Annotated in this window: 19 protein-coding genes; 11 read left to right on the forward strand and 8 right to left on the reverse strand. The window is 45.4% G+C overall.

Features of this window, described 5'->3' with window-relative positions:
* Positions 1–315: 315 nt before the first annotated feature.
* Positions 316–1,032 carry a DUF2057 domain-containing protein gene (locus MMG82_RS18950; RefSeq protein WP_144376099.1) on the reverse strand — a complete coding sequence of 239 codons (717 nt, stop codon included), beginning with the start codon at positions 1,030–1,032 and terminating at the stop codon, positions 316–318.
* 227 nt (positions 1,033–1,259) lie between these two features.
* Positions 1,260–3,317 carry a bifunctional 2',3'-cyclic-nucleotide 2'-phosphodiesterase/3'-nucleotidase gene (locus MMG82_RS18955; RefSeq protein ID WP_241407280.1) on the reverse strand — a complete coding sequence of 686 codons (2,058 nt, stop codon included), beginning with the start codon at positions 3,315–3,317 and terminating at the stop codon, positions 1,260–1,262.
* Between the two features lie 697 nt (positions 3,318–4,014).
* On the opposite strand from MMG82_RS18955, the gene MMG82_RS18960 reads away from it, so the two are divergent.
* Together MMG82_RS18960 and MMG82_RS18965 are read left to right on the forward strand one after the other, a co-directional pair.
* Positions 4,015–6,165, forward strand: a complete 2,151-nt coding sequence (locus tag MMG82_RS18960) for a M3 family metallopeptidase (RefSeq protein WP_172589588.1) — start codon at positions 4,015–4,017, stop codon at positions 6,163–6,165.
* A 224-nt stretch (positions 6,166–6,389) separates the two neighbouring features.
* A complete protein-coding gene (locus MMG82_RS18965; protein ID WP_241407281.1) occupies positions 6,390–7,013 on the forward strand; it encodes a 2OG-Fe(II) oxygenase in 624 nt (207 codons plus the stop codon).
* Positions 7,014–7,076: 63 nt separating this feature from the next.
* Here the strand turns inward: MMG82_RS18965 and MMG82_RS18970 are convergent, their stop codons facing one another.
* On the reverse strand, positions 7,077–8,318 hold the full coding sequence (locus MMG82_RS18970) for a dicarboxylate/amino acid:cation symporter (RefSeq protein ID WP_037421282.1): 1,242 nt from the start codon (positions 8,316–8,318) through the stop codon (positions 7,077–7,079).
* Between the two features lie 287 nt (positions 8,319–8,605).
* Here MMG82_RS18970 and MMG82_RS18975 point away from each other — a divergent pair, with 287 nt between their 5' ends.
* The 5 genes from MMG82_RS18975 (at position 8,606) to MMG82_RS18995 (ending at position 15,141) form a co-directional block, all read left to right on the forward strand.
* Positions 8,606–9,031, forward strand: a complete 426-nt coding sequence (locus tag MMG82_RS18975) for a YqaA family protein (protein WP_047536899.1) — start codon at positions 8,606–8,608, stop codon at positions 9,029–9,031.
* Between the two features lie 139 nt (positions 9,032–9,170).
* Positions 9,171–12,020: a pitrilysin family protein gene (locus tag MMG82_RS18980; protein ID WP_099457625.1), complete on the forward strand. Its 2,850-nt coding sequence runs from the start codon at positions 9,171–9,173 to the stop codon at positions 12,018–12,020.
* 236 nt (positions 12,021–12,256) lie between these two features.
* Positions 12,257–13,906 (forward strand): glutamate--cysteine ligase, encoded by a 1,650-nt coding sequence (gshA, locus tag MMG82_RS18985; protein ID WP_241407282.1) that lies wholly within the window; start codon positions 12,257–12,259, stop codon positions 13,904–13,906.
* Complete coding sequence (locus MMG82_RS18990) at positions 13,906–14,367, forward strand: hypothetical protein (protein WP_037421270.1); 462 nt, start codon at positions 13,906–13,908, stop codon at positions 14,365–14,367. The genes gshA and MMG82_RS18990 overlap by 1 nt, the downstream gene beginning before the upstream one ends.
* Positions 14,368–14,523: 156 nt before the next feature.
* On the forward strand, positions 14,524–15,141 hold the full coding sequence (locus MMG82_RS18995) for a lipoprotein (protein WP_037421266.1): 618 nt from the start codon (positions 14,524–14,526) through the stop codon (positions 15,139–15,141).
* A 51-nt stretch (positions 15,142–15,192) separates the two neighbouring features.
* On the opposite strand, the gene MMG82_RS19000 is transcribed toward MMG82_RS18995, so the two are convergent.
* The 4 genes from MMG82_RS19000 to dauA form a co-directional block, all read right to left on the reverse strand.
* A complete protein-coding gene (locus MMG82_RS19000; RefSeq protein ID WP_144346657.1) occupies positions 15,193–16,455 on the reverse strand; it encodes a sensor domain-containing diguanylate cyclase in 1,263 nt (420 codons plus the stop codon).
* A gap of 154 nt (positions 16,456–16,609) precedes the next feature.
* Positions 16,610–17,707 carry a 5-(carboxyamino)imidazole ribonucleotide synthase gene (gene purK, locus MMG82_RS19005; RefSeq protein ID WP_241407283.1) on the reverse strand — a complete coding sequence of 366 codons (1,098 nt, stop codon included), beginning with the start codon at positions 17,705–17,707 and terminating at the stop codon, positions 16,610–16,612.
* Positions 17,707–18,198, reverse strand: a complete 492-nt coding sequence (purE, locus tag MMG82_RS19010; RefSeq protein WP_037421257.1) for a 5-(carboxyamino)imidazole ribonucleotide mutase — start codon at positions 18,196–18,198, stop codon at positions 17,707–17,709. Before purE ends, purK begins: the two co-directional genes overlap by 1 nt.
* Positions 18,199–18,453: 255 nt before the next feature.
* A complete protein-coding gene (gene dauA / locus MMG82_RS19015; protein ID WP_241407284.1) occupies positions 18,454–20,214 on the reverse strand; it encodes a C4-dicarboxylic acid transporter DauA in 1,761 nt (586 codons plus the stop codon).
* 225 nt (positions 20,215–20,439) lie between these two features.
* Here dauA and MMG82_RS19020 point away from each other — a divergent pair, with 225 nt between their 5' ends.
* From MMG82_RS19020 to MMG82_RS19035, 4 genes are all read left to right on the forward strand, one after another.
* Positions 20,440–22,317 (forward strand): VWA domain-containing protein, encoded by a 1,878-nt coding sequence (locus MMG82_RS19020; RefSeq protein ID WP_241407285.1) that lies wholly within the window; start codon positions 20,440–20,442, stop codon positions 22,315–22,317.
* A 44-nt stretch (positions 22,318–22,361) separates the two neighbouring features.
* Positions 22,362–22,964, forward strand: coding sequence for a sigma-70 family RNA polymerase sigma factor (locus tag MMG82_RS19025; protein ID WP_241407286.1), 603 nt, complete (start codon positions 22,362–22,364; stop codon positions 22,962–22,964).
* Entirely contained in the window at positions 22,957–23,685 is a 729-nt protein-coding gene (locus MMG82_RS19030) for a hypothetical protein (RefSeq protein WP_241407287.1), read from the forward strand. Before MMG82_RS19025 ends, MMG82_RS19030 begins: the two co-directional genes overlap by 8 nt.
* A gap of 213 nt (positions 23,686–23,898) precedes the next feature.
* Positions 23,899–24,435 (forward strand): hemerythrin domain-containing protein, encoded by a 537-nt coding sequence (locus MMG82_RS19035; RefSeq protein WP_055648477.1) that lies wholly within the window; start codon positions 23,899–23,901, stop codon positions 24,433–24,435.
* Between the two features lie 85 nt (positions 24,436–24,520).
* Here MMG82_RS19035 and MMG82_RS19040 read toward each other — a convergent pair whose 3' ends face one another.
* The gene (locus MMG82_RS19040) at positions 24,521–24,706 is read right to left on the reverse strand and encodes a DUF3545 family protein (protein ID WP_037421244.1); all 186 of its coding nucleotides are present in this window, start codon (positions 24,704–24,706) and stop codon (positions 24,521–24,523) included.
* Positions 24,707–25,034: the final 328 nt, after the last annotated feature.

Below are 25,034 nucleotides of genomic sequence, written 5' to 3' on the forward strand. Positions count from 1 at the left end.
TCCCGAACTCAGAAGTGAAACGCAATCGCGCCGATGGTAGTGTGGGGTCTCCCCATGTGAGAGTAGGTCATCGCCAAGCGCCTAACTAAACAATGAAGCCAGCTGAATAAGCTGGCTTTTTTGTTTTTGATGTTTTCAGTTTCTGCTTTTTTCACTTTTACATTCTCCCTTAGATACCATTTCAGATTGGGTTACTCTAAAAATTTAGGCACATAACATCAGGCCAATAAAAAGAGCAACCTAGGCTGCTCTATTCTGAATTGGGGTTAGCGTGACCATGCTAGTTTGCTGCTGCGCAAAAAGTAACGAATAAGCTTATTGCCCATTAATTTTGGCTTTGAACTTTGCTTTAGTGACGTCATCGGCGAGTTGATACCAATAATCCAGCATATGGCTGATTTCGGCTTGAGTTGGTGAATCAGGCGCTGTGCTTTGTGTTATTGCAGCTGTGGATGCGACTGCTGTGGTGGTAACTATAGTGGACGTCGCAGAAGAGGTAGCAGGCAGAGTTGGTGCACTCGTTGTCGCTGATACTTGAGGCAGGCTTTGCTGAGTGGTAAACGTTATCGAGGCGGGATGTTGTCCCTGATTATACTGAAAGATTTCCTGCTCGAAGTTTCGGCCTATCTGTAACCCATTTTTCACTAATCTATCTTGGTCGAACGCAATCACTTGATTATGCTTATCTAAAAGCATGAGTAATGGTAACTCATCGAATTGCTTTGCAGCCTTAGCCGAATCTATATTGGGCAGTTTGAGATGTAATTCTTGGTCTGTTTGATTAAAGCGAATGATCAGCACGTCCGATTGATAGCGTACTGAATTTGCCTGTTTACGGTATTGAGCATTGTAGCGAAAAGCGATTTGGTTCAATCCATTACTTAGCGTAACAGGTGAGGTGTTTAATGGCTTTTGTCCATTTACGGTGAGCAGCTCAACATCGCTTGGAAGCTGTAGAATGACTTCGGCACAAACGGGTTGTAGGCTGGCAAGCAATAGGGTTGATGCACACAGTATAGAAGGGGATTTCATAGGCTTTCTCTTCGTTTATATCACTTACTAATGATAAGTGAGATAGCGGATTACACAAAACCTTAGATGGCAAAGGAATAAACTCATTTAGTTTATTCTGTTAAGGTTTAGAGTATGCAGGGATAAAACTAAAAGAAAAGGCTCACGAAGAGCCTTTTCTGATCCACAGCACGAAGCTAGGTTAAACCTAATTGTCTTTAACTTAATCTAAGTGGAAGTAACGCAAATTACTTTGCTTTATCCTGGCTTAGGTTGATGCGGTACACGGCAAAACCGAGTTCATCTTTACTCAGTTTGGTCATTTCGCGTTGTTTATTCGCTTCGATAAAGGTTGCGGCTTTATCGCTATCTTGGGTTTGGAAGCGAATATCAAGGGTCACATTCGTGTTGATGGTTTTGAAATCCCAGTTGTAGTCAGCACTTGGGTTTACCATGCCTTCGTACTTGCCTGTTGTTTCATTGTACTTAGATTGCGCTGTGATATAGGCCGCTAAGGCTTCACGGTTGGTATCTGGCAGTTCCAGAACCACATGGTCACTGCCTGTACCGGCGAACTTACCACCAAAGGCGCGATAGTTATTTGAGGCCACGATAAATTCTTTGGCTGCAAATTCTTCGCCAGTGAATACTTTGCCATTTTCATCGGTATAGCTTAAATCGACGATACGGTTAGCATTGGCGTTGACAACAGCGCAGTCACGGTCGAATTTACTTGGTTGAGTGACATCAATTTTATAAGTTAAACCATCGAGTACGTCGAAGTTGTAGGTTGGATGACCGTCCCAGTTGATTAACTCCTGTGGCGTTGTTTTACTTGGGTCGATTTGCTTAAACTGGTTAGCGGAACATTCCAGCCAGTCTTTCAGCTCTGCACCTGTGGCCTTTACCGCCACCATGGTATTGGGGTAGAGATAAAGATCGGCAGCATTTTTAAAGGTCAATGCGCCTTTATCCACTTGCACGTATTGGTCTGCATCGCTGGTTGTGCCATGACGCCCGCCGGCTTTGAATGGCGCAGATGCCGATAAGACTGGCAGATTTTTTAACGCCTCAGGGAGTTTGGCTTTTACGTTGGCTATTTGTGCATCGGAAACGATTTGCACCGTTGGATCGTCCTGCACTAAGGTCAAGAAGCTATACATATCGGCGGCAGCAACCCCAATTGGCTCATCCACGAAGGCAAGTGTGCCTTGGTGCTCGGCGGCGACTGCATCATGAATGGCAGCGTCTGCTTCCACTAATGGCGTTTTAGTTGCGCCATCATAGATAGGACGAGCCTTAGTCGTTGCACTAAGTACCATCCATTTACCGTCTTTACGCTCTAGTTTAAAGTCTACCACACCTAAGTTGTCACCCCAACGTCCAGGCATTACGGCTGGGACGCCGTTTAATAGACCCTTAGTCACATCTGTATTAGGTAGGTCGGCATATTTGGCATCGGGGAAGATGGAGTGGCTGTGACCAAACATAATGGCATTAATATCTTTTACATTCGTTAACGCGTAGGTAGCGTTTTCCGCCATTGGATCGCCAGGATTCTCTGTTGAACCGATACCAGAGTGGGGGATCGCGATAATCAAATCAGCGCCTTTCGCCTTCATTTCAGGCACATATTTCTTTGCTGTCTCGACGATATCTTCAACCTTAACTTTGCCAGTAAGATTTTGTTTATCCCACAATAAGATTTGTGGCGGCACAAAACCAATATAACCAATCTTAATGGTTTGGTTATTTCCTTCGTTATCGATAATTTGTTTTTCTTTAATGATATATGGGGTGAATAAATGCTCACCTTTTTTCACATTATTCCAACAACCGTTTTCATCAGCACAATATACGTTGGCGTTAATATAAGGAAATTTAGCACCATGAAGTGATTTATTTAAAAAGTCTAAACCATAGTTAAATTCGTGATTCCCGATATTCCCCACTTCATAATCTAGTAGGTTCATCGCTTTATAAGCCGGATGAACATCACCCATTTGCAGGCCGACTTTAGCCATATAGTCGCCCATTGGACTGCCTTGAAGCAGATCACCGTTATCAACGAGCACACTGTTTTTGGACTCCTGACGAGCCGCATGAATTAAACTTGCGGTACGCGCGAGACCAATTGTTGGGTCTTCTTTACCACTGTAGTAGTTGAAATCCATGATATTCGTGTGCAGATCGGTGGTTTCTAGTACACGTAAATCCGCTTGAACAATTGGCTCATCATCTGAGCCACAGGCGCTTACACCAAGGGCGGCAGTGATCATCACTGCGAGTAGTTTTTTATTTAACATAGTTTTCTCTATTTATATTTATGTGACCCTAATACATGCTCTATTTTTGAGCATGCCCATCATCCTGTTAACTTATATTCTGAAACTGTTCTGAAAACGATTAGTTACAGAAGCATTAAGTTAACGAACAGGATTATAAAGACATTTGATGATCTGAATGTGACATTAATTGGATAAAGGCTGTATTAAATTGTGACAATGAATTCGATTGATTAAATTACAACCGATATATGACGTGATTTTTGTTTGTCTATTGGATAAACACTTGGATTGGTTGTTTGTTAAAAATAATTAATATTTGTTATTTAAATGGTTTGGTTTTAAGCCGATTTTTATATCGTTATCGCGTTAACCTTTAGCGTTTTTATAATTGTTCTTAGGTAACTTATTATTTTTAAATTAAATTATTTTTATATTTATCATGTTGTTTATAATTTTTGTTATTCAGATGTAATGTGGGCATGGCAGTGGTGCTCGCTTGATGATGTTATTTGAGGTTCGTCACACATAAAGCGATACAATTTAGCCTTGAATACGTTGGTCGAAAGCTTGGCTGAATGGCGGTTAACTTGCTAAGGTTGTGCATCGACGACAGTGCCTTGAAGATGCACTCGTTGGAAGAGAAGCCAAAATCCGTTACTCGCACCTTTCACTTAAAAAATATAAAGACAGGGCAGTGACACTTAAGGGAGTTAATATGCGTAAGTCTGTTATTTTTACCGCTGTTACCGCGGCGTTGTTATTGGGCGCCTGTTCTGAAAATTCTGCTGTAAATACTGAAGCTACTAATGCTGTCGCAGCCAAAGCTGCTTCAACACCAGCTCAAATAGATGCGACCAATGTGTTATTAAGTAAGAGTCCATTACAAGATCAAGCACCACAGTTTAATTTGATCAAGAGCTCGGATTATGCCCCCGCCTTTGCGCAGGGGATAAAAGAGCACGAGGCTGAAATCGCCGCCATTATTGGCAATAAACAGGCACCGACCTTTGAGAATACCATTTTAGCTATGGAAACGTCGGGTGGGTTGTTGACTCGAGTGTCACGCACCTTCTTTAACCTCGCGGGTTTGATCTCCGATGATAATTTTCAAAAAACGGAGGCGGATTTAGCGCCTAAGTTATCGGCTCATCGCGATAACATTTATTTAGATCCAAGCTTATTTGCACGTGTTGAAACCGTGTATCAACAACGTGACACGTTAAATGCTGAAGATAAGCGCCTAGTCGAGTTTTATTACGATCAGTTTGTGCGTGCAGGGGCCAAATTATCCGATGCCGATAAAGCCCAAATGCGTGATTTCAACGCTGAGTTGGCCACCCTAGCGACTGAGTTTTCCCAAAACAGTTTAAAGTCATTTAAAGACGATGTGATTGTCGTGACCGACAAGGCACAGCTAGACGGTTTATCTGATAGTGAAATCGCGACCTTAGCGGCCGCAGCGCAAGCAGCGGGTAAAACGGGTTACTTGATTACCTTAGTGAACACGACGCGTCAGCCTATTTTAGCCAGTTTAAATAATCGTGAACTGCGCCAAAAAGTCTGGGAAACCTCGGCCCACCGTGCCGTTGCTAGCAATGGCCCTTTAATCGTGAAGATGGCGCAGCTGCGCGCCAAGAAAGCCAATTTACTCGGCTTTGATACTTGGGCTGCCTATGCCGTGGCCGACCAAATGGCTAAAACGCCAAGCGCAGTGTATGAAATTTTAGATGACTTGGCCCCTAAGGCGTTGGCTCACGCTAAGGCCGATGCGGCGGATATCCAAGCTGAAATCAAAAAAGCTGGCGGCAATTTTGAATTGCAACCTTGGGATTGGGCTTATTACGCCGAGAAAGTGCGCCAACAAAAGTATGCCCTCGACGAGAGCAGCATCAAACCTTATTTTGAATTCAATTCAGTGCTCAAGGATGGTTTGTTCTTCGCAATGAACAAACTCTACGGCATTAGCATTAAACCTCGCACCGATTTACCAGTATGGCATAGCGATGTGCTCGCCTTTGAGGTTTTCGATAAAGACAACAGCTCAATTGGCCTGTTCTATCTCGACCCTTATGCCCGTGAAGGCAAGGGCGGCGGCGCGTGGATGGATGAGTTTGTCACTCAGAGCGGGCTACTCGGTACTAAACCGGTTGTGTATAACGCCCTGAATATCCCGAAACCTGCTGACGGCCCAACCTTGATGACCTTCGATGAAGTGACCACTATGTTCCATGAATTTGGTCATGCGGTGCACGGTTTATTCTCCAAGGTGAAATACCCGAGTGTGGCAGGTACCTCTACGGCGCGCGACTTTGTGGAGTTTCCGTCTCAAGTTAACGAAGATTGGAACATTGACCCAGCAGTCATTGCCAATTACGCCAAGCACTATCAAACTGGTGAACCTATTCCTAAAGCCTTACTCGATAAAATCTTAGCCTCGAATAAATTTGGTCAAGGTTTTGATACCGTTGAGTATTTAGCGGCTGCATTACTGGATATGGAATGGCACTCGATTGGTGCCGACACCCAAATCAAGGATGTGGAACAGTTTGAGCATCAAGTGTTAGCCAAACATGGCCTCGATTTCGCGCCGATCCCACCGCGTTATAAGTCGAGCTATTTTAGCCATGCCTTCTCGGGTGGCTATTCAGCCGGTTATTACGCTTACCTGTGGACAGAAGTGTTTGCCGCCGATGCCTTCGCCTATATGGGCCAACATGGGGGCTTAAAAGCTGAAAACGGCGATAAGTTCCGTGAAGCGGTATTGTCTAAAGGCAACAGCGAAGATTTGATGCAGAATTACATCCACTTTACTGGTCAAAAACCTACGACCGATGCCTTATTAAAACGTCGTGGTTTAGTCGACTAAGCGAGTCATTGTAAAAAGGGCCAAAGGCTTGGTAGGGCAACCTATCAAGCCTTTTTTACACTATTGTTTTTCGATAATCTTTACTCTAAAATCCTGCCACATTTGACTGTGGGATAACTTCTTTATCCCGTATCGACGCCCCTCGAAAATCAGGCTCAGTTTCCCCTCCTTTGAGCCCTTGAGTACAGCTAAAGCGTAGCCTCTTTATATTGGATGTAGCATTAATGGTTTCGCAATTAAGTGAAGCAGTGCTGGATGTGATCGCTGACGCCTTGGTAGACAAAGGCTATATCTTTTTACCCGAGTTAGTTCCTAGTCATATAAGCCAAGTATTGCTGGAAAAAGTTCGAACAACAGAAATACATGAGTTGAAAGCGGCATCCATCGGACGTGGTGCAGAACAACAACTTAACCCCGATATTCGTCGTGATCGGATTCGGTGGTTAGAGGAGCAGCATGAGCCTGATTCACTCTATTTGGATTTGATGATGCAATTAAAGGATGGACTCAATCGTCGCTTATTTATGGGGTTGTTTGACTATGAAAGTCATTATGCTGTGTATCAACCCGGCGCTTTTTATAAGAAGCATGTGGATGCGCTAAAAGGCAGTCAAAACCGCATCTTAACTACGGTGTTTTTCTTAAATCCGGATTGGACGCCAGCAGACTGCGGCGAGCTGATTATTTATGATGAAGCCGATAATGAGATTGAACGTATAGCGCCAAAAATGGGGCACTTTGTGATTTTCTTAAGCGAGCGTTTTCCCCATGAGGTGACAAAAACCTTGGCGCAACGTAACAGTATCGCCGGGTGGTTTAGGGTGAGCACCAGCATGCATGGCTTTTAAAAGGGCTAAAAAAACCACCTTAGTTAAGGTGGTTTTTTGTATACAGTGATTCAATCCTAGGTATTAGGCTAACGATGCTTGAGTATCTTTGGCATTAAACTGTTCAATATCCAACTCATTTTCTGATTTACCAATCACAACGGCAGTCATCATATCGCCAGTTACGTTCGTCGCGGTGCGGATCATATCGATAATACGGTCGATTGCGGCGATAAAGGCAATACCTTCGAGCGGTAACCCAATCACACCTAAGGTCACTGTTAACATCACCATTGCGCTGCCTGGCACGCCAGCAGTACCGACAGAGGCAACCGTGGCGGTGACGGCAATCATCACATAATCTAAAGTATCGAGTGGAATGCCATAAATCTGCGCGATAAAAATCGCCGAAATTGCAGGATAGATACCACCACAGCCATCCATGTTCATAGTGGCACCGAGCGGCATAACAAAGGCGCTGTAGCGCTTAGAAACGCCCATGGTTTCAACCGCTCTAGTGCTGGCAGGCAACGTGCCAAAGCTTGAAGAGGTACTAAAAGCCACTAATTGCGCAGGCATAGCCTTGCGGAAAAATTGCATAGGGCTTAAGCCTGCAAATTTCACAAAGCCACCATACACAAAAATCATATGTATCAGGGCTGCAATATAGATTGCGGCGATAAACTTACCTAGAGGTAATAGAGTCGATAAACCATATTCACCCACCACCCAAGCCATCAAACCAAATACACCAATTGGGGTGAGTTTTAACACCATGCGAGTCAGTTGAAACATCACTTCGGCGCCCGCTTCAATTGTGCGTTTAAGCGGCTCAGCCTTCTCGCCGACCTTGTTGATGGCAATCCCGACTAAAGCAGCAAACACAATAATTTGCAGTACTTTACCTTCGGCCAGTGAGGCAAATGGATTGACAGGGATCATATCGAGTAGCACCTGCGCAAACCCTGGTATATTGCGCTCACGCACTTCAGTGGTGGCCAGTTGCATCGTGCCGCCCATATCAATAAGCGAACCAACGGCTAAGCCGATTAACGAGGCGATTGTACCTGTTAGCATAAACATGCCTAAGGTCTTAAGGCTTAAGCGTTTTAGATTGGTTTGAGAGCCTAGCGAGGTAATACTTACCACGATAGCGCAGAAGACCAGTGGCGCAACTAGCATTTTTATCGCGCTAATAAATAGATCGCCAAGCGGTTTAAGCACAGTTGCGCTTTCGCCTAATAACACGCCAACGAGCGCACCTAAGATAAAGCCTGTGAGGACTTTTTGCCAAAAAGGGATGCGGCTAATAGTTTGAAGGATCATGCGTTTTCCAAAAATATATCATTACAAGCCCATAGACCTGAGATGCTAGTATGTGTATCCACTTGAAGTAAATGAACTTATACCAAGCGGCGCGTCAGGTACAGGACAATTTCTGCCATTAAAGGCATTGTATCGGCAGTGACAGGGTTATAACAAACCGATTTTCTTATAACTTATTGTGATAAATGAGTTTGTTGTGAAATAGTTGGTTGTTACATCGTTTTAACGTCAAAGTTGTAACCCAATATTTAATGTAAAAAATTATTAATTTCATAGAGTAAGTTTTTATGTCGGACTTAATTGTCATGTTTTCGGGAGCTTTTTTGGCGGCCACCTTGTTACCGGGTGGATCTGAAGTTTTGCTCGTCGCCCTGTTAAATAAAGTCCCGCAAGCTTGGTTAGTATTAGTTGCTGTAGCCAGTATTGGTAATACCTTAGGGGCGATGACAAGTTTTTATCTCGGACGTTTAGGGCGATTTGCTAAGTCCCCAGAGGCATTGAATGAAGGCAAACATGCCAAAGCCTTAACACTTATCGAGCGTTATGGCGTGTGGTCCTTATTACTGTCGTGGGCACCGATTATCGGGGATATATTATGTTTACTTGCGGGTTGGTTAAAGCTACCCATGTTACCCGCGTTGAGTATGATTTTTATCGGTAAAATAGTTCGTTATCTTATGGTAGCTGCAGTGACATTACACTGGCTTGGTTGATTTATTAACGCAGTTGTTCGGTTAAAGGGCGGGATTTAGTAAAGGAAGTCATTGTATTACTTGGAACTTTACTGATATTTAAGCGTCTTAAGTGATTGTGGATAAAAGGTTTTGAGCTGAGCTAATTTTTAGCCCATTGATGTATAAGGGGAATACTTTGAAAAAATGGATACTAGCGGTTGCGATTTCCGCTGCACTTGCAGGCTGCGCCTCTGAAACTTCAACCCAAATACCTACAGGTATAAGGTTAATTGAAAATGTGCAACTCACAGATTCACAAGTCGGTATTCCCTATAAAAAATATCAGCTTGCTAATGGCCTTACCGTAATTTTGCATCAGGATCGCTCTGATCCTCTAGTGCATGTTGATGTGACTTATCATGTCGGCTCAGCCCGTGAACTCGCTGGTCGCTCTGGGTTCGCTCATTTGTTTGAACATATGATGTTCCAAGGCTCAGAGCACGTTGCCGATGAGCAGCATTTTGAGGTGGTGACCGAGGCGGGTGGAATGCTTAACGGTTCCACTAATACTGATAGAACCAACTATTTTGAGACAGTCCCTAGCAATCAGCTCGAAAAAATGCTGTGGCTTGAGTCTGACCGTATGGGCTTTTTATTGCCAGCGCTGACCAGTGAGAAATTTGAAGTGCAGCGTGAGACGGTAAAAAATGAGCGCGCTCAACGGATTGATAATCAACCCTATGGCCGAATGAGCGAGCGTTTTAATCAAGCTATGTTTCCAGTTGGGCATCCATATTCCTGGCCTGTTATTGGCTGGCCTGAGGATCTTAACCGCGCCACAGTGGATGATGTTAAGCACTTTTTCCAGCGCTGGTACGGCCCTAATAATGCAACGCTGACGATTGGTGGCGATTTTGATGAGCAGCAAGCTTTAGCTTGGGTTAATAAATACTTTGGCGAAATCCCCCGAGGCCCAGAGGTTCAGTCCGAACCTAAGACCTTAGTTACGCTTGATAAGACCCGCTATATTTCGATGGAAGATAACGTACATTTACCACTGATCCGTATAGGTTTTCCGACTGTGTATGCCAGTCATCCCGATGAGGCTGCGCTGGATTTATTAGCCAATATTTTAGGTGGGGGGAAAACCTCATTAATCTATAAAAATCTGGTGAAGGATGGTTATGCAGTGCAGGCCAGCGTGAGCCAACCTTGTCAGGAGTTGGCATGCCAGATGTCGATTTACGCCCTAGCTAATCCACAAAAAGAGACGACGCTTGCTGAGCTTGAGCAGCGGATCTTGGCATCTATTAATGAGTTCGAGCAGCGCGGCGTGACCGACGAAGACTTGCAAAAAGTAAAAGTCCAGTTTGAGGCCGATAGCATATTTGGTCTGCAAAGTGTCAAAGGAAAAGTATCGACTTTGGCGCTAAATCAAACCTTGTTTGGTGAGCCGAATAAAATAGCTTCTGACCTTGCTCGTTACGCTAATGTAACTAAAGACGATGTGATGCGCGTATTTAAAAAATACATCAAAGACAAACCTATGGTGGTGATGAGTGTGGTGCCGCAGGGTATGAAGGCCTTAGTTGCCCATCCCGATAACTTCACTGCCCAAACGCTGCCAGTTGCCCAAACGGCGGTTGAAGGTGAATTACCTACCGCTAAATTGGTTTCAAGCTTTGATCGTTCAAAAATGCCCGCAACGGGGGCTGCGCCTGTGCTGAAAGTGCCGCAAATCTGGACCAGTAAGTTAGCCAATGGCATTGAAGTGATGGGCACTCAAAGCGCCGAGACACCAACGGTTGAGTTGGTGATTTATCTTAACGGTGGTCATCGACTCGTCCCCGTCGAAAAGGCGGGACTGGCAAGCTTAACTGCGGAAATGCTCAATGAATCGACCCAAAAGCGTAGCAGTGAACAATTGTCACAGGCGCTTGAGATGTTAGGTAGCACGGTCGATTTTAGTGCTTCGGAATATCAAAGCACGATTAAAGTTTCAGCGCTCACCGAGCATTTGGATGAAACCTTAGCCATCTTAGAAGAAAAGCTATTTATGCCAGCCTTCGATGAGGCCGATTTTACTCGCGTGAAGCAGCAACAATTACAGCAAATTCAACATATGCAGTCTGATCCTAGCTATCAGGCCAATGCTGCGCTGTATAGCTTGCTCTATGGTAACAATAACGCCCTTGGGGTGAGTGATGCGGGAACGTTAGATTCAGTAGCCGCGCTGACACTTGCGGATGTGAAAGCATTTTACGCCGAGCAGTATCGTGGTGCTAATGCCAAAATTATTACTGTGGCAAATCTGCCTGAAAGCGCATTGTTATCAAAACTTGCAGGATTAAGTCAATGGCAAGGTGAGGCCAGTGTATTGCCGCCGCTCAAATCATTCCCTGCTCTTAAAGGGGGCACTATTTATGTGATTGATAAACCCGGCGCTGCACAGTCGGTGATCAATATTGCGAAACGCGCATTACCCTATGATGCAACAGGCAATTATTTTAAATCGTATTTAATGAACTACCCTCTTGGGGGGGCTTTTAATAGTCGTATTAACCTTAACCTACGTGAGAATAAGGGCTATACCTATGGCGCGCGTACAAGTTTCTCGGGAGCGGGTGAAGCGGGGGAGTTTATCGCCTCTAGCGATGTGCGTACTGATGTAACTGCTAAAGCCTTAAATGAGTTTATTAAAGAAATCAAAGCTTATCAGCAGCAAGGGATGACTGATGCGGAGCTGACCTTTATGCGAAACTCGGTTTCCCAAGGGCAGGCGCTGGATTATGAGACGCCTTATCAGAAGGCGGGTTTTATGCGGATGATTCAGCGTTATCAATTAAGCCAAGATTTTACTACCGAGCAGGACAAAATTATAAATACTGTAACAAAAGATGAACTCAATGCCCTCGCGGCTTCCGAGCTAGATATTTCACAAATGATCATCTTGGTTGTGGGTGACAAGGCTAAAATTGAAGCGGATTTGGCAACTTTAGGCTATCCAATTGAAACTTTAGTATTGTAAATTAGCTTTTTGGCCTTATATATACCTAACAAACCCAAAGATACGAGTTTCAACCTCTTTAGGTTGTTTGGGTATAAATTGCAGACAAGTTAATCGTGCAGCACAAAGTGGCTGTTGTCTAAAGTGTTAAAGTGTATGGCGGTGACAGCATTAGCTGTCACCGTCTGCGTTTAATCGCAGAAGAATGTAATTTGGCTTGCCCCATGGACAGGTTTAGATTTATTTTGAGGCGTATTTTGAAAGATAAGCCTCAAAATAAAGGTCTGACTGTTAACCTTGTCGCGATAGCGAACCACCAATCAGAGAAGCGCAAATTGAAGCCATTCAATGAATTAGTACAACATTTCTCGGACGCTCAAGGGCGCGCCGCACTCCTTGGCATGCAACGTGGAATTGAGCGTGAGGCGCTACGTATTGATGAATCTGGCTACCTTGCGCTAGATGGTCATCCCATCGAGTTAGGGTCGGCCTTGACTCACTCGCGTATTACAACTGACTACAGTGAAGCACTGCTTGAATTTATTACTCCGGTGAATAATCAGGTTGAGCCGCTATTGCAAGGCTTGACCCAGACCCATGCCTATAGTGTGCGGCATTTGCATGGTCAGCGTCTTTGGCCCGTGAGCATGCCCTGCTATGTAAAAGATGAGGCGAATATCCCCATTGCTCGGTACGGTACGTCGAACACGGGTAAGATGAAAACCTTGTATCGTAAGGGCTTAACTTATCGTTACGGCGCTTTGATGCAGATTATTTCTGGGGTGCATTTTAACTTCTCGGTATCGCGGGAATTGTGGCAACGCCTCTATGAACTGAGCGATAAAGGCTTGAGCTTTGAGGATTTTATCTCCGAGTCTTACTTCGGACTTATCCGCAATTATCGCCGTTTGGTCTGGGTGTTGCCTTATTTGTTTGGTGCCTCTCCAGCGTTGTGTAGCTCATTTATCAAGGGGCAAAAGACCGATTTACGTTTTGAAAAGTCGGGACGCGGCACACTGTATCTACCCTATGCAACGTCGCTACGGATGAGCGATTTGGGCTATACCAATAAAGAGCAAGAAGATCTCAATATTAGTTATAATTCTCTGCCCGAGTATTTGGCGGGGATTAAAGTGGCAATTAAGATGCCATCGGCAAATTTTGCCAATATTGGCGTCAAGGTGGATGGTGAATATCGTCAACTCAATGCTAATGTGCTGCAAATTGAAAACGAATTTTACTCGCCTATCCGCGCTAAACGGGTGACAAAAAGTGGTGAGAAACCCTCTGAAGCACTTGCCCGCGCAGGGGTGGAATATATTGAAGTACGTGCATTAGATGTGAACCCTTTTAGCCCGATTGGGATTGAGGCTAGCCAAGTGCGTTTCCTCGACTTGTTCTTACTCTATTGTTTATTAACAGATTCTCCTAAATCAGATGCGGCAGAGGAAGCTCGTTTAAGTGCTAACTTAAAGTCAGTTGTGCTTGAAGGCCGTAAACCAGGGCTTGAACTGATGACCGATTCGGGTACGCGGCCATTGCAGACGTGGCTCTTGGATCTCTTTGAGCATTTGGACTCATTGGCTAAGTTACTCGATGGTGATAAACAGGATTACCAAGTGGCCTTAGCCCATTGGCGTGAAGCTGTAAATGACCCACACAAAACCTTGTCGGGCCAAGTGCTTCAGCAATTGGTAACCAAGGGGCAAGATCATGGGCAGTGGGTGATGTCACTGGCACAGCAATATCATCAATATTTTATGGATTACCCCTTATCAGCTGAGGTTGTCAGCGATTATCAAGCTGAGGCACAAGCATCGCTTAACAAGCAAGCGGACATCGAAGCGGCGCAAAGTGCGGTATCCTTTGATGATTATCTGACTGACTATTTCGGCGCGCCAGCCTAATGAGTCAAGGTGTGAAGATGCGGACATTTATTCTCGCTGCCAGTTTGCTTGGGTCTACTGCGTTACTCTCAGGTTGCGCTTCATCCCCTGAAGATGATTTAAGTTGTGGTACGGTATCGGGCTATTTACAACCCGATGCTAGTACCCATTGGTATCGAGTGGTGGTGACTCATCTAGATGGTAAGCCTGTGGTCTCAAAGCCTAATTATCAATTAGCACCTGGGGAATATGAGTTTACCGTTGCCGAGTTAATTGATGCTCCATCCCTTGGGGTGTCCCTTAGCGCGCGAACGCCAAAAACCTTTACGTTAGTGGTCGAAGGGCACCAGCGTTACCACATAGGGGCATTATTCCACACGGATAAACGTTACATGGGTAAAGATACCAACTATTGGGAGCCTGGTGTGTGGCAACAAGAAAATCATGAATGTCAGTTTGATTTAAGTCCTGAAACAAAATAGTTCGTTTTAACAATGGATTGTCATTTCTGTTAATGAGTATGACCTGGAAATAGGCGCGAAGGTGATCTTAGCGCCAAAAACAGGATTGGTGCTTTGCCTCATTCTATCACTGTGCGATGATGGGCAAGTTTTACTTCTTTGGAGAACAAGCGCTTAATGAAATGGCTTTCGACAACTCTGTTATGTGCATCCATCGGTTTTCTGTCTGGTTGCGCCACTTCTCCGCCAAAATCTCCTGACAACCTTTGCGATATTTTTCAAGAACATCGTTCATGGTACGAGGCCGCTAAGGATACCCGCGATAAATGGGGCGTACCCGTGCATGTGCCTCTGGCAATGATGTATCAAGAAAGCTCGTTTAAACATAATGCGGCGCCGCCTATGCAGTACTTTTTAGGCTTTATTCCCATTGGCCGAGCCAGTGATGCCTATGGTTATGCACAGGCCAAATCCATGACGTGGGATGACTATGTTCGCGAGACTGGTAATAGTTGGTCTTCGCGCAGTAATTTTGATGATGCCATGGATTTTATGGGCTGGTTTATTTACAAGACCAATAAAATCAATGGAATTTCTAAATGGGATGCGAAGGCGCAGTACCTCAATTACCACGAAGGTTGGGGAGGTTATCGTCGAGGCTCTTATAAGTCTAAGGCTTGGTTAGTCAAGGTTGCAGCTAAGGTGGATGATAGAGCCAAACGTTATGCGGCTCAGTATAAAACCTGCAAGGAGGATTTAGATTCTTCTTGGTTATGGCGACTATTTTTTGATTAACCTTGCGCCCATGTACGAGGAGCTTATTGACTATAAGCTGTTGCCGAATGTTTATTGCGGCAGCTGATTATTAGCCGCTATGGCTTCGAGTGCATTAACGGCCTGTTTTTTACCGCGCTTTTGCTCATACATTGCATTATCAGCCTGTTTAAAAGACTTAGCCCAATCATTATCGTAAGGGGCGATGCCTACACTAAAATTGAGATTTAGCGGCGACTCATGATGTAACTTAAGGCGCATGGCATCCAGATCGTTTTCGAGTAATTCAAGCGGGCCATGGCATAGGGCGACAAACTCATCGCCACCAAACCGAGAGATAATGCCTTTGTGTTTCCAGAAACCTAGGATTGTTTTAGCGACTTCTTTTATTGCCACATCGCCGACCTGATGTCCCTGTTGATCATTGATAATTTTGAGATTATCCATATCAATGATCACTAAAAAGCTGCCTAATTGAGCCTTAGGTTGCCAATGTTGCAGGGCATCTTCGAAGTTTTTACGGTTATAGAGTCCGGTTAAGTTGTCGAAGTTGGCGAGTTTAGTGATTTGTAATGACTTTTGATACAGGGCAATGGCGTTGCTGGCCTCGTGGGTAAGAATAGAGACCAAATTACGGTCGTAGTCGTTAAAGGCGCCAACACTACTGCTGTCGAGATTCAGCATACCGTAAAGTTTGCCATCAATCCGTATTGGGCTTGAGAGTGTGGAGCGTATCGGTTGCTTGGCTGCTGTAAGCAGCACCTGTTGCTGTTCATCTGTTAGCGTGCTTGCGGCATTGATATTTTTCATATCATCCACAACGACTACACGGTCACATTTACCCTTGGTGAGTCGATACTCGAAGGATTGTTCAAGGGAGAAATTCAATTGTTTTAGCTTGTTAAGATCGAGTCCAACTACTGACTCGAAATGCAGTCTATGGTTATCTTCATTGACTTTGATAATGCTGCCCATTTCTGCACCGTTAATAATACAGACGGCTTTATTCAACAGGGCATCGAGAAATGCATGTTCATTTTTATACTGACTCGACAGGTGGGCAAGTTCGTAAATGGCATCGTTAATGTTCACGACTTGCTCTAGATGTTGCCATAGGCGAGTTAAACGCCCTTGGTGGAGATAGTAGATTAAGCTGTAGGCAATGACATAGATAAGGCACACAAACAGCAGAGGGAGAATAGTCCAGCCTTCTGTCGGAGCATTAAAAACGAACAATAAAACGAAAAGCGCTATCGGTACAATCAACAATAAGAGGTGATAGCGATAGTCTAAGCGGTCAATAGTTTTACGTTTAAAATTATCCCTTAATTTCACTCGGCAGTTCCTTTATTCGTGCTCCGGTTAGTCTGATTGAATCGCCACATCACTAACTCATTCACGCTGAGTAAGAATAAGTATATAACGAAGTTGATAAATTCACTGATAAAGGAATAAATATATTCCCTTATCAGTGAGTTGCGCTGCTCGGTTAGGCTTTCGCAAACTCGGCTAAAATCCACGCAAGGGGCGCTTGGTATTGGTTTGGCATCCAAGTTTGCAACGCGCCAATACTATCTGTTAACACGCCCGTATTAGGCACCGAAAGATTTAAGTGCCCGACTTTACGGCCTGGGCGAACCTCTTTGTTGTACCAATAGAGCTCAGCATTAGGCAAGCTTAACCAGCGAGGATCGTTATCAATACCGATCAGATTGACCATCACGCATTGAAAGTTCACCTGTGGCTGCGGAATAGCAATACCGCACAGGGCTCTTAAATGCAGTTGGAATTGATCCATATGGGTACCCGCTTGGGTCCAATGGCCTGAGTTGTGTACCCGCGGCGCTAACTCGTTAACCAGCAGCTTATCGCCAACTCGGAAACATTCCATCGCCATTACGCCGACATATTCCAGCTCATGCATAATAGCGCTCAGCATGCCTTCCGCTTGCGCTTGCAGGTGATTCAGACGAGTCAGTGGCGAAATTGAGGCCATCAAAATGCCATCTTGGTGCAGGTTCAGTGTTAATGGATAAAACACGCATTGACCTTCACGGGTACGTACGCCGACTAAGGAGACTTCTTCATCGAAGTTAATTGCTTGCTCGGCAATGGCTAAGTTGCGCCAATCATGGGGGATGTCACCTGCTTCGGCTTGCTTTAACCAATATTGGCCTTTGCCGTCGTAACCGCCCGTGCGACGTTTCATCAACACGCGTGGGCCAAAGGCTTGATACAAGTTTTCGACGTTGGTCTTATCATCGACAAGTGTCCAAGGTGCCGTTGGGACTTGGAGCTGATCGAGTAAGCTTTTTTGGCTGTAACGGTCGGCCAAACGGCTAAATACTGGGCCGTTAACAAAATGCGGATGGCTACTGAGTTGTAAGCTTAAGGCGGATTCTGGCCACTGCTCGCGTTCGGCGGTGATAATATCCTGAGGCGCCAGCGGCAGGATTTCATCGGTGGGCGTCATAATATCGACGGCGCGAACATCAATAGCCAGTGGCTCGCCTGCGTGGGTCAGCATAGCGCCGAGTTGACCATTCCCTAACACCCAAACCTTTGATTTTGCGTTTGCTTGGGTCATTAGGCTTCCCTCGGATCGGGATTGTCCAGTACTGCGCGGGTTTGTTCTTCCCTAAAGGCTTCTAAACGTGCGGCAAGATCTGCATCGTTATTGGCGAGAATTTGGCAGGCCAGTAGACCAGCGTTAAAGGCTCCAGCGGTACCGATGGCGAGTGTGCCTACGGCGATACCCTTTGGCATCTGCACGATAGACAGTAAGCTATCCATGCCCGATAGCGCTTTGCTTTGTACTGGTACACCTAATACAGGTAAGCGAGTTTTTGAGGCAATCATACCGGGTAAATGAGCTGCACCGCCCGCGCCACCGATAATAATTTTAAAACCACGGTCAGCGGCTCCGGCTGCAAACTCCATCAGCTTATCTGGCGTTCTATGGGCTGATACAACTTCAACATGGTAAGGCACTTGCAGTTTATCCATGATCTCAGCGGCGGCTTCCATTGTGGGCCAATCACTCTTAGAACCCATAACAACAGCAACAAGGGCTTGCATGATAACTCCTTAACTCACTAATTTTAATTATATTTCGACCTTGTTTCAGGTCTGGGTACAGTCGATGTTCGCGGCTCCTGTAAGAGCTGGGAGCATCATGGCGCAGAATAATACCATGTAAAGCCCGATTTCTGGCGTTTTTTGCGCGTAAAAATAGTGCCTTTAGGATGGATAAAGTGTTCGTTGAATTGGCCTAAATAAACCCTATACCCCAACGCAGATACTGTGCGTTGGGGATAAAATATCAATTTGCAATTAGTGGGTTGCTGCTGGATTAGATTCGACGATATGCTCAAATGATGGCGCTTCGGCTAAGGCTTCCCGCAGGGTAGGATAAAACTTCAGTATCCCTTCAATTGGTTGCACTTTAGCCCTCGCAAGGGTGCGAATGGGCTGAAACTGCAAATCGGCAATAATCAACTTAGTATGGTTATGCTTACATTTTTCAATCAGTTTATTGAGTGCTGCAAGACCACCAGCATCCAGAATCGATACCCCATCTAAGTAAAGTACAATCACTTGTTTATCTTGAGTGAGGCTGGCGATTTCGGCAAAAATACGATCCGCAGCGGCAAAAAATAGTGGGCCATTAATTTTGAGCACGGTCCAGTCGGCGGGCAGAGGCTGATCGATATAACGCTTATTGCTACTGATATCATACAGCTTGGTCATCTCCGCGATTTCTTTCATAAATAGCAGCGCGGCTAAAATAATCCCTACACTGATGGCAATCACCATATCGAATATCACCGTGAGTGAAAAACAGCTTAAAAACACCAATATATCGCTGGTGGGCGCAGTTTTCAGTAAATGCACCGCTTTAGGGGCTTCACTCATATTCCAAGCTACAACCAGTAATAATGCGGCCATGGCCGACATGGGTAAGTAGGCAAGAACTCCTGCGAGCGCGACTAAACCAACCAAGACCACTATGGCATGGATCATCGATGCGATCGGACTCTGAGCACCCGCTTTAACGTTTGCCGCACTGCGGGCAATCGCCGCGGTTGCTGGGATCCCGCCAAAGAAGGGGGCGATAATATTGCCTATCCCTTGGCCGAGAAGCTCGCTGTTCGCGCTATGGCGTTTTCCTGTCATGCCATCAAGCACAACTGCACATAGCAGCGATTCTATGGCACCTAACATGGCAATCGCGAAGGCGGCGGGGAGTAAGGCTTGAAAAGTGGCCAGATTAAATTCAAAGGCTTGACCATTGGCGCCAGTTTGTAACCAAGGCCATTCAAAGTGGGGGAGAACCGCAGGGATACCTGTGCCGACACTGCCGTCGCTTAATTGGTAATGGAAACGTGTTCCTATGGTCTCAATATCAGCGCCCATAGCATTTAACACTAAAGCGAGAATACTGCCCAAAACGATGGCAGGAAGGTGGGCTGGTACTGGGATTTTTAATCTAGGCCAGAGTAGCATAGTGGCTAAGGTAGCAGCAGCCACTAATAAGCTTGGTAGGTGAAGTGCAGGCAATGCCTGACCTAGTGCCATGAGTTTGGCAAAATATTGCTCTGGCATGTGCTCTATATGCAGACCGAAGAAGTCTTTTAGCTGCAAGGTTGCTATCACCACCCCAATCCCTGCGGTAAAGCCTAAGGTGACCGATTCAGGAATGTATAGGATTAATCGACCCAGTCTTAACATCGCCATGGCGACTAACATCATGCCTGACATCACTGTCGCAATGAGCAGCCCCGCCAAACCAAATTGCTGGGCGATGGGATAGAGTAATACGACGAAGGCGGCCGTTGGCCCTGACACGCTATAACGTGAGCCGCCCGTCATCGCAATGATAAAACCACCGACAATGGCGGTGTATAGGCCATATTGTGGGGCAACACCACTGGCAATCGCCAGTGCCATCGCCAACGGAATAGCAATAATCCCGACGGTGAGCCCCGCCAGCAAATCTTGTCCAAAACGCTTAACCGAATACTTATCTTTTACGCACGCCTCGCTAAGGGCGTGGGCAATTCTTAATGAAAACAAATGAGCAGAGTGTGACACGAGTGGGTCCATAAACGCGGCTTATTACAAGGCTCTATTCTAGAGTCCAGAAGAATGTTCTTGTGTGATCATGGTTGCAAAAGACGCTTAAATGTCTTTGTTTTTAATAAATAGTATGCTTGGCAAAGTGAGTGTGGCGATTTCTCTTATCAAATAACCCTTTTGTGCTTAGGCTGCGTTTATAGGGATATCAACCATTGGGGTCACAATCACTAGGTCACTATCATGAGATATCCATCTTCAGTCTTTCGCTATAAAACGCATTTAAGCTTTGTTGTTTCGGGATTAACAGTCGCTGTACTGCTCGGTTTGAGTGCTTGCAGTGATAAATCTGCGAAGCAGCAAAACCCTACTGAATTAGCAGTTCAAGCAAAAATTGCCGCGGAGCAACAAGCAGCGCTAAAGCAAAGCGCAGAGCTTAAGGAAAGTGCCAAGCGTCAGGCCAATCGGCAATTGGATGCTGCAATCGCCATACAGGAGCAAGTCTCGTTAGCTAGGCTGCAAACAATGAATGCTGAGGGGCGATCGTATATTGCTCAACCTGCGGCCAGTATCAGTGCGGCGCCCGCGTTAAACGGCGATTGGCCAGGGGCTGTGCAACCTGAGCGCAATCGATTCGAGAAGCAAGTGCAAAACGGCATCATGGTCGCAGGGGAGATCCCTGTATCGACTTTTGCTATCGATGTCGATACCGGCAGTTACACGACGTTAAGGCGAATGCTAAAGGAAGGGCGATTGCCTCAAAAGGACACGCTGCGGGTTGAAGAAATGCTGAATTATTTTTCCTATGACTATCCACTGCCGGGGAAAAATGAGGCACCCTTCAGTGTTACGACTGAGCTTGCTCCATCACCCTATAACGATGACATGATGTTACTTCGCATTGGTTTGAAGGGGTATGAGCAGAGTAAAGCTGAACTGGGCGCCAGTAACTTAGTGTTTCTGCTGGATGTGTCAGGGTCGATGGCATCGCCCGATAAGTTACCTTTGTTGCAAACTGCCTTGAAAATGCTGACCCAGCAACTGGATGCTCAGGATAAGGTATCGATTGTCGTCTACGCCGGCGCTGCTGGAGTGGTGTTAGATGGCGCGGCGGGTAACGACAGTCAAACTCTTCATTATGCGTTAGAGCAGCTTAGTGCGGGTGGTTCAACCAATGGGGCGCAAGGTATTCAGCTTGCTTATCAGTTAGCGCAGAAACACTTTGTTAAAGGCGGCATTAATCGAGTGATACTTGCGACCGACGGTGACTTTAATGTCGGCACGAGCAATCTCGATGAGCTAATCGATTTGGTTAGCGCACAGAAACAACAAGGGATTGGGTTAACTACGCTCGGTTTTGGCATGGGTGATTACAATGACCATTTGATGGAGCAATTAGCCGATAAAGGCAATGGACAATATGCCTATATCGATTCACTCAATGAGGCGAGAAAAGTGCTGGTGGAACAATTAAGTGCAACCTTGCTCACCATAGCCAAAGAGGTGAAAGTGCAGGTCGAGTTTAATCCTGCTCTTGTGGCCGAATACCGTCTTATCGGTTATGAGAACCGCGCCTTAGCGCGTGAAGATTTTAATAACGACAAGGTGGATGCGGGCGAAATAGGCGCTGGGCATACCGTCACGGCACTTTACGAGCTGCGTTATGTTGATGCGGGTAATTTGTCTAATGATCAACTTCGCTATGGGTATAATCCCAAAACGGGCAATGAAAAATATAGCCGCGATGAAATCGCCTATCTGAAATTACGTTATCAGCTACCGGATGCCACTCAAAGCCAGTTACTTACCTATCCAATCCGTGCCGATCAAAAAGTGAAATCCTTAGCACAGGCGAGTGATGATTTTCGCTTTGCCGCTGCGGTGGCAGGATTAGGACAGTTACTGAATCAAAGTCACTATTTGCATCAATTTGATTATAATAAGCTTAGTGCGCTCACTCGTTCTGCGCTGGGGGAAGATACCAGCGGCTACCGACATGAATTTATGCAGCTTGTGGATACCGCTGCAATGCTTGCACAAACACAGCGAGTAGCAATCAAAAAATCCTTTGATGTCGGAGATAAACCTTTCCCGCCCGAGGATAAACCGCATCAACAATGAGCCAAATTATTATGTTTCAGTTAGTTAACCATTAGGGAGCTGCCATGGCCCTGGCGATACCGCAAATGCATGCCCATGAGCATACCGATGAACAGTTAATGCAACGCTATGCCAAAGGCGATGGCAAAGCGTTTGAGCAGCTTTATCTCAAACACAAAGGCGCCTTGTACCGTTACTTTGTGCGCCAACTCGGTGACAAACAGTTAACCGAAGATTTATATCAAGAAACCTGGGGACGAGTGATCCGTGCCGCCGCCAATTATGAGCCGAGTGCTAAGTTTAATACTTGGCTCTATCGGATTGCCCATAATCTGTTGATTGACCACGTCAGAGCTGTCAAACCCGTCGACTTAGTTAGCCATGATAATGAGGAAGGGCTAGATACCTTTGTGGGAGCGGAGCAGGAACAACCCGATGTACATTGGCAGGAAACGCAAAAGAGCCTGTTACTGAAGACCTGTATTGCCCTGTTACCCCAAGTGCAGAAAGAGGCTTTTATTCTCAATATCGAAATGGGCTTTACCGCAGCGGTGATCAGCGATATTGCGGGGGTGACACTCGAAGCGACCAAGAGCCGTATTCGCTACGCGTATCAAAGCTTAAAAGATTGTGTCAATGCTAAATGGCAGGAGGTTGGTCATGAGTAATTCCACTCTGTCATCGGAAGAAGAGGCACTACGTCAGGAAGTCTCTGCTTGGTATCACAAGCAAGCACTGGAAATGCCACCAGAGCGGCTCGATCAAGATATTTTGCGCCTATCACAAGCTCATTTGGCTGAAATGAATGTGAGCCAGCTAAAGCCTGCTGCTACGCCTGTGTGGCGCCGTTTCCCATGGGCGTTATCGAGCGCCGCTTCCTTAGCGCTCGTTGCCGGTTTAGTGATCCTCAACCGAGGCAATTTTGAGGAAGAGTTAGTCGCGCCAGCAGCGTTGACTATGAGTGCGCCCATGCCCGCTCAAGCACCGTTAGATCACGCTGATCAGCAAGTCGAAATGGCGCGTCAAGCGAGAATGGAAGATGCCGCAACACAAAGTAGGCAAAGGGAAGCGATGAGGGCCGAAGCTAAGATGTCAGCCCCGGAAAATCAGCAAGCAGAGTCTCAAGCATTATCGCAAAGGGCGCGTGCATTGCCTCAAAGTGATGAAGCCACAGCTGCGCTGCGTGATAAAGATGTGTTGATGGCGTCATTAACACGTTTGCAGGCGTTAATAGACTCGAAGCAAATACAGGAAGCCTTAGCTCTTGAGCAAAGTTTAGTGAAGCAGTATCCCGAGTTGTCTAAAACCAATGCTGAATCTACCGATGACATAAAGGCAATTGAGAAATTTAAAGCTCTACAGCATCAGCTTCATTCTGTGAGCAAATAAAGCGTAAATCAGTGGGCTGGTCTCATTAAGGCCACTCACTGATATTAATATCTTATTCTTAACGTTGTCGTATTAATCTAGGACACTTTTTACAGGTCGTAATGTTAATTACTTGATCATGGTCATAAAGTGCACAGGAACTCGCCTGTTATATTGGATATTGATAAACGACTTGACTAGTATCAATAGTCAGTCCTAAGTTCAGGAGGCGATATGCTCAAAAGACTCATGCATGATCATAAACATATAGCAGTGCTATTGAATGTCTTGAAAAATAAACAGATGAAATTAGTTGAAGGCGAGGCGATTAATTTTATTGTTGTGAGAGACATCGTTGAGTATATGCAAGGATATGCTGAGCGTAGCCATCACCCCGTTGAAGATATTATTTATGCTTATTATTTGGCACATAAGGCGAATGATGACATCGACAAGCTAAGTGCCGAGCACCAAGTTGTGACTGCGGCTTCATCGGCATTAATGAATACTTTAAACCTGATATTAAGTGACATTGTTGTCGCAAGGGATAAACTGATTGCCGATTTTGCCGAATATGTTGACTTACAAGAAAAACATATGCAAATGGAAGAGCGGGAGATTTTCCCCTTACTTGCGAAGTCTTTAACCGAGCAAGATTGGAAGGAGATTGAACAACAATGCCAAGCATCGTTAATTGATGATCCGCTATTCCTTGACCGAGAGCAGCAAGCCTTTGATGACTTACGTTCCTATTTAAAAGCGTCCGATTAGGGGTTGTAAGTCATCTGAAGGGTAAAAACAGAAAAAGCGCCATAAGCGCTTTTTCTCTATATCCTGTCACTAAAAAAACAGCAGGTTACAACTGGATGGTGTCTATATCGTAATCAAAGTTGTTATCAATCTCTTGCAGTTCCTTGAGTAAACGATGTTTGTCCTTTAACGCCTCGATTTCGCGCCACTTACGCTTTTTATTAGCACCACGCGAACGGTCGGGTCTTTCTACAACTTCATCTAGCGCACAACCATAATCTAAACGATCCATGGTAACCTCCTGTTGTTGTATGTTTTGTCAGCGATTAAATAACATATTTTCAAAACAGGGTGCAAGAATTATGTTTCATTTGTGTTAACTTGAAATGAAATTTGGATGATATGTCATTGATCTTAACTATCACTTTAGTGGTGGTTGCTTCTTGAAATGTTTATTTTATTAATGAGATACAATAAAAAAAGCCAGCAATTGCCTGTCTCTTGATCACAAGTCTTCGTGATTGAGAGACATGGCCAATTCGTAACCCTCAAGGATGGTTTGTAACCTAAACCATCCTTCCCACAATACCTCTACACAAGCTCGACCTGTCCGCTTGGTA

The sequence above is a fragment of the Shewanella sp. MM_2022_3 genome (assembly GCF_022557375.1).
GTDB lineage: Bacteria > Pseudomonadota > Gammaproteobacteria > Enterobacterales > Shewanellaceae > Shewanella > Shewanella xiamenensis.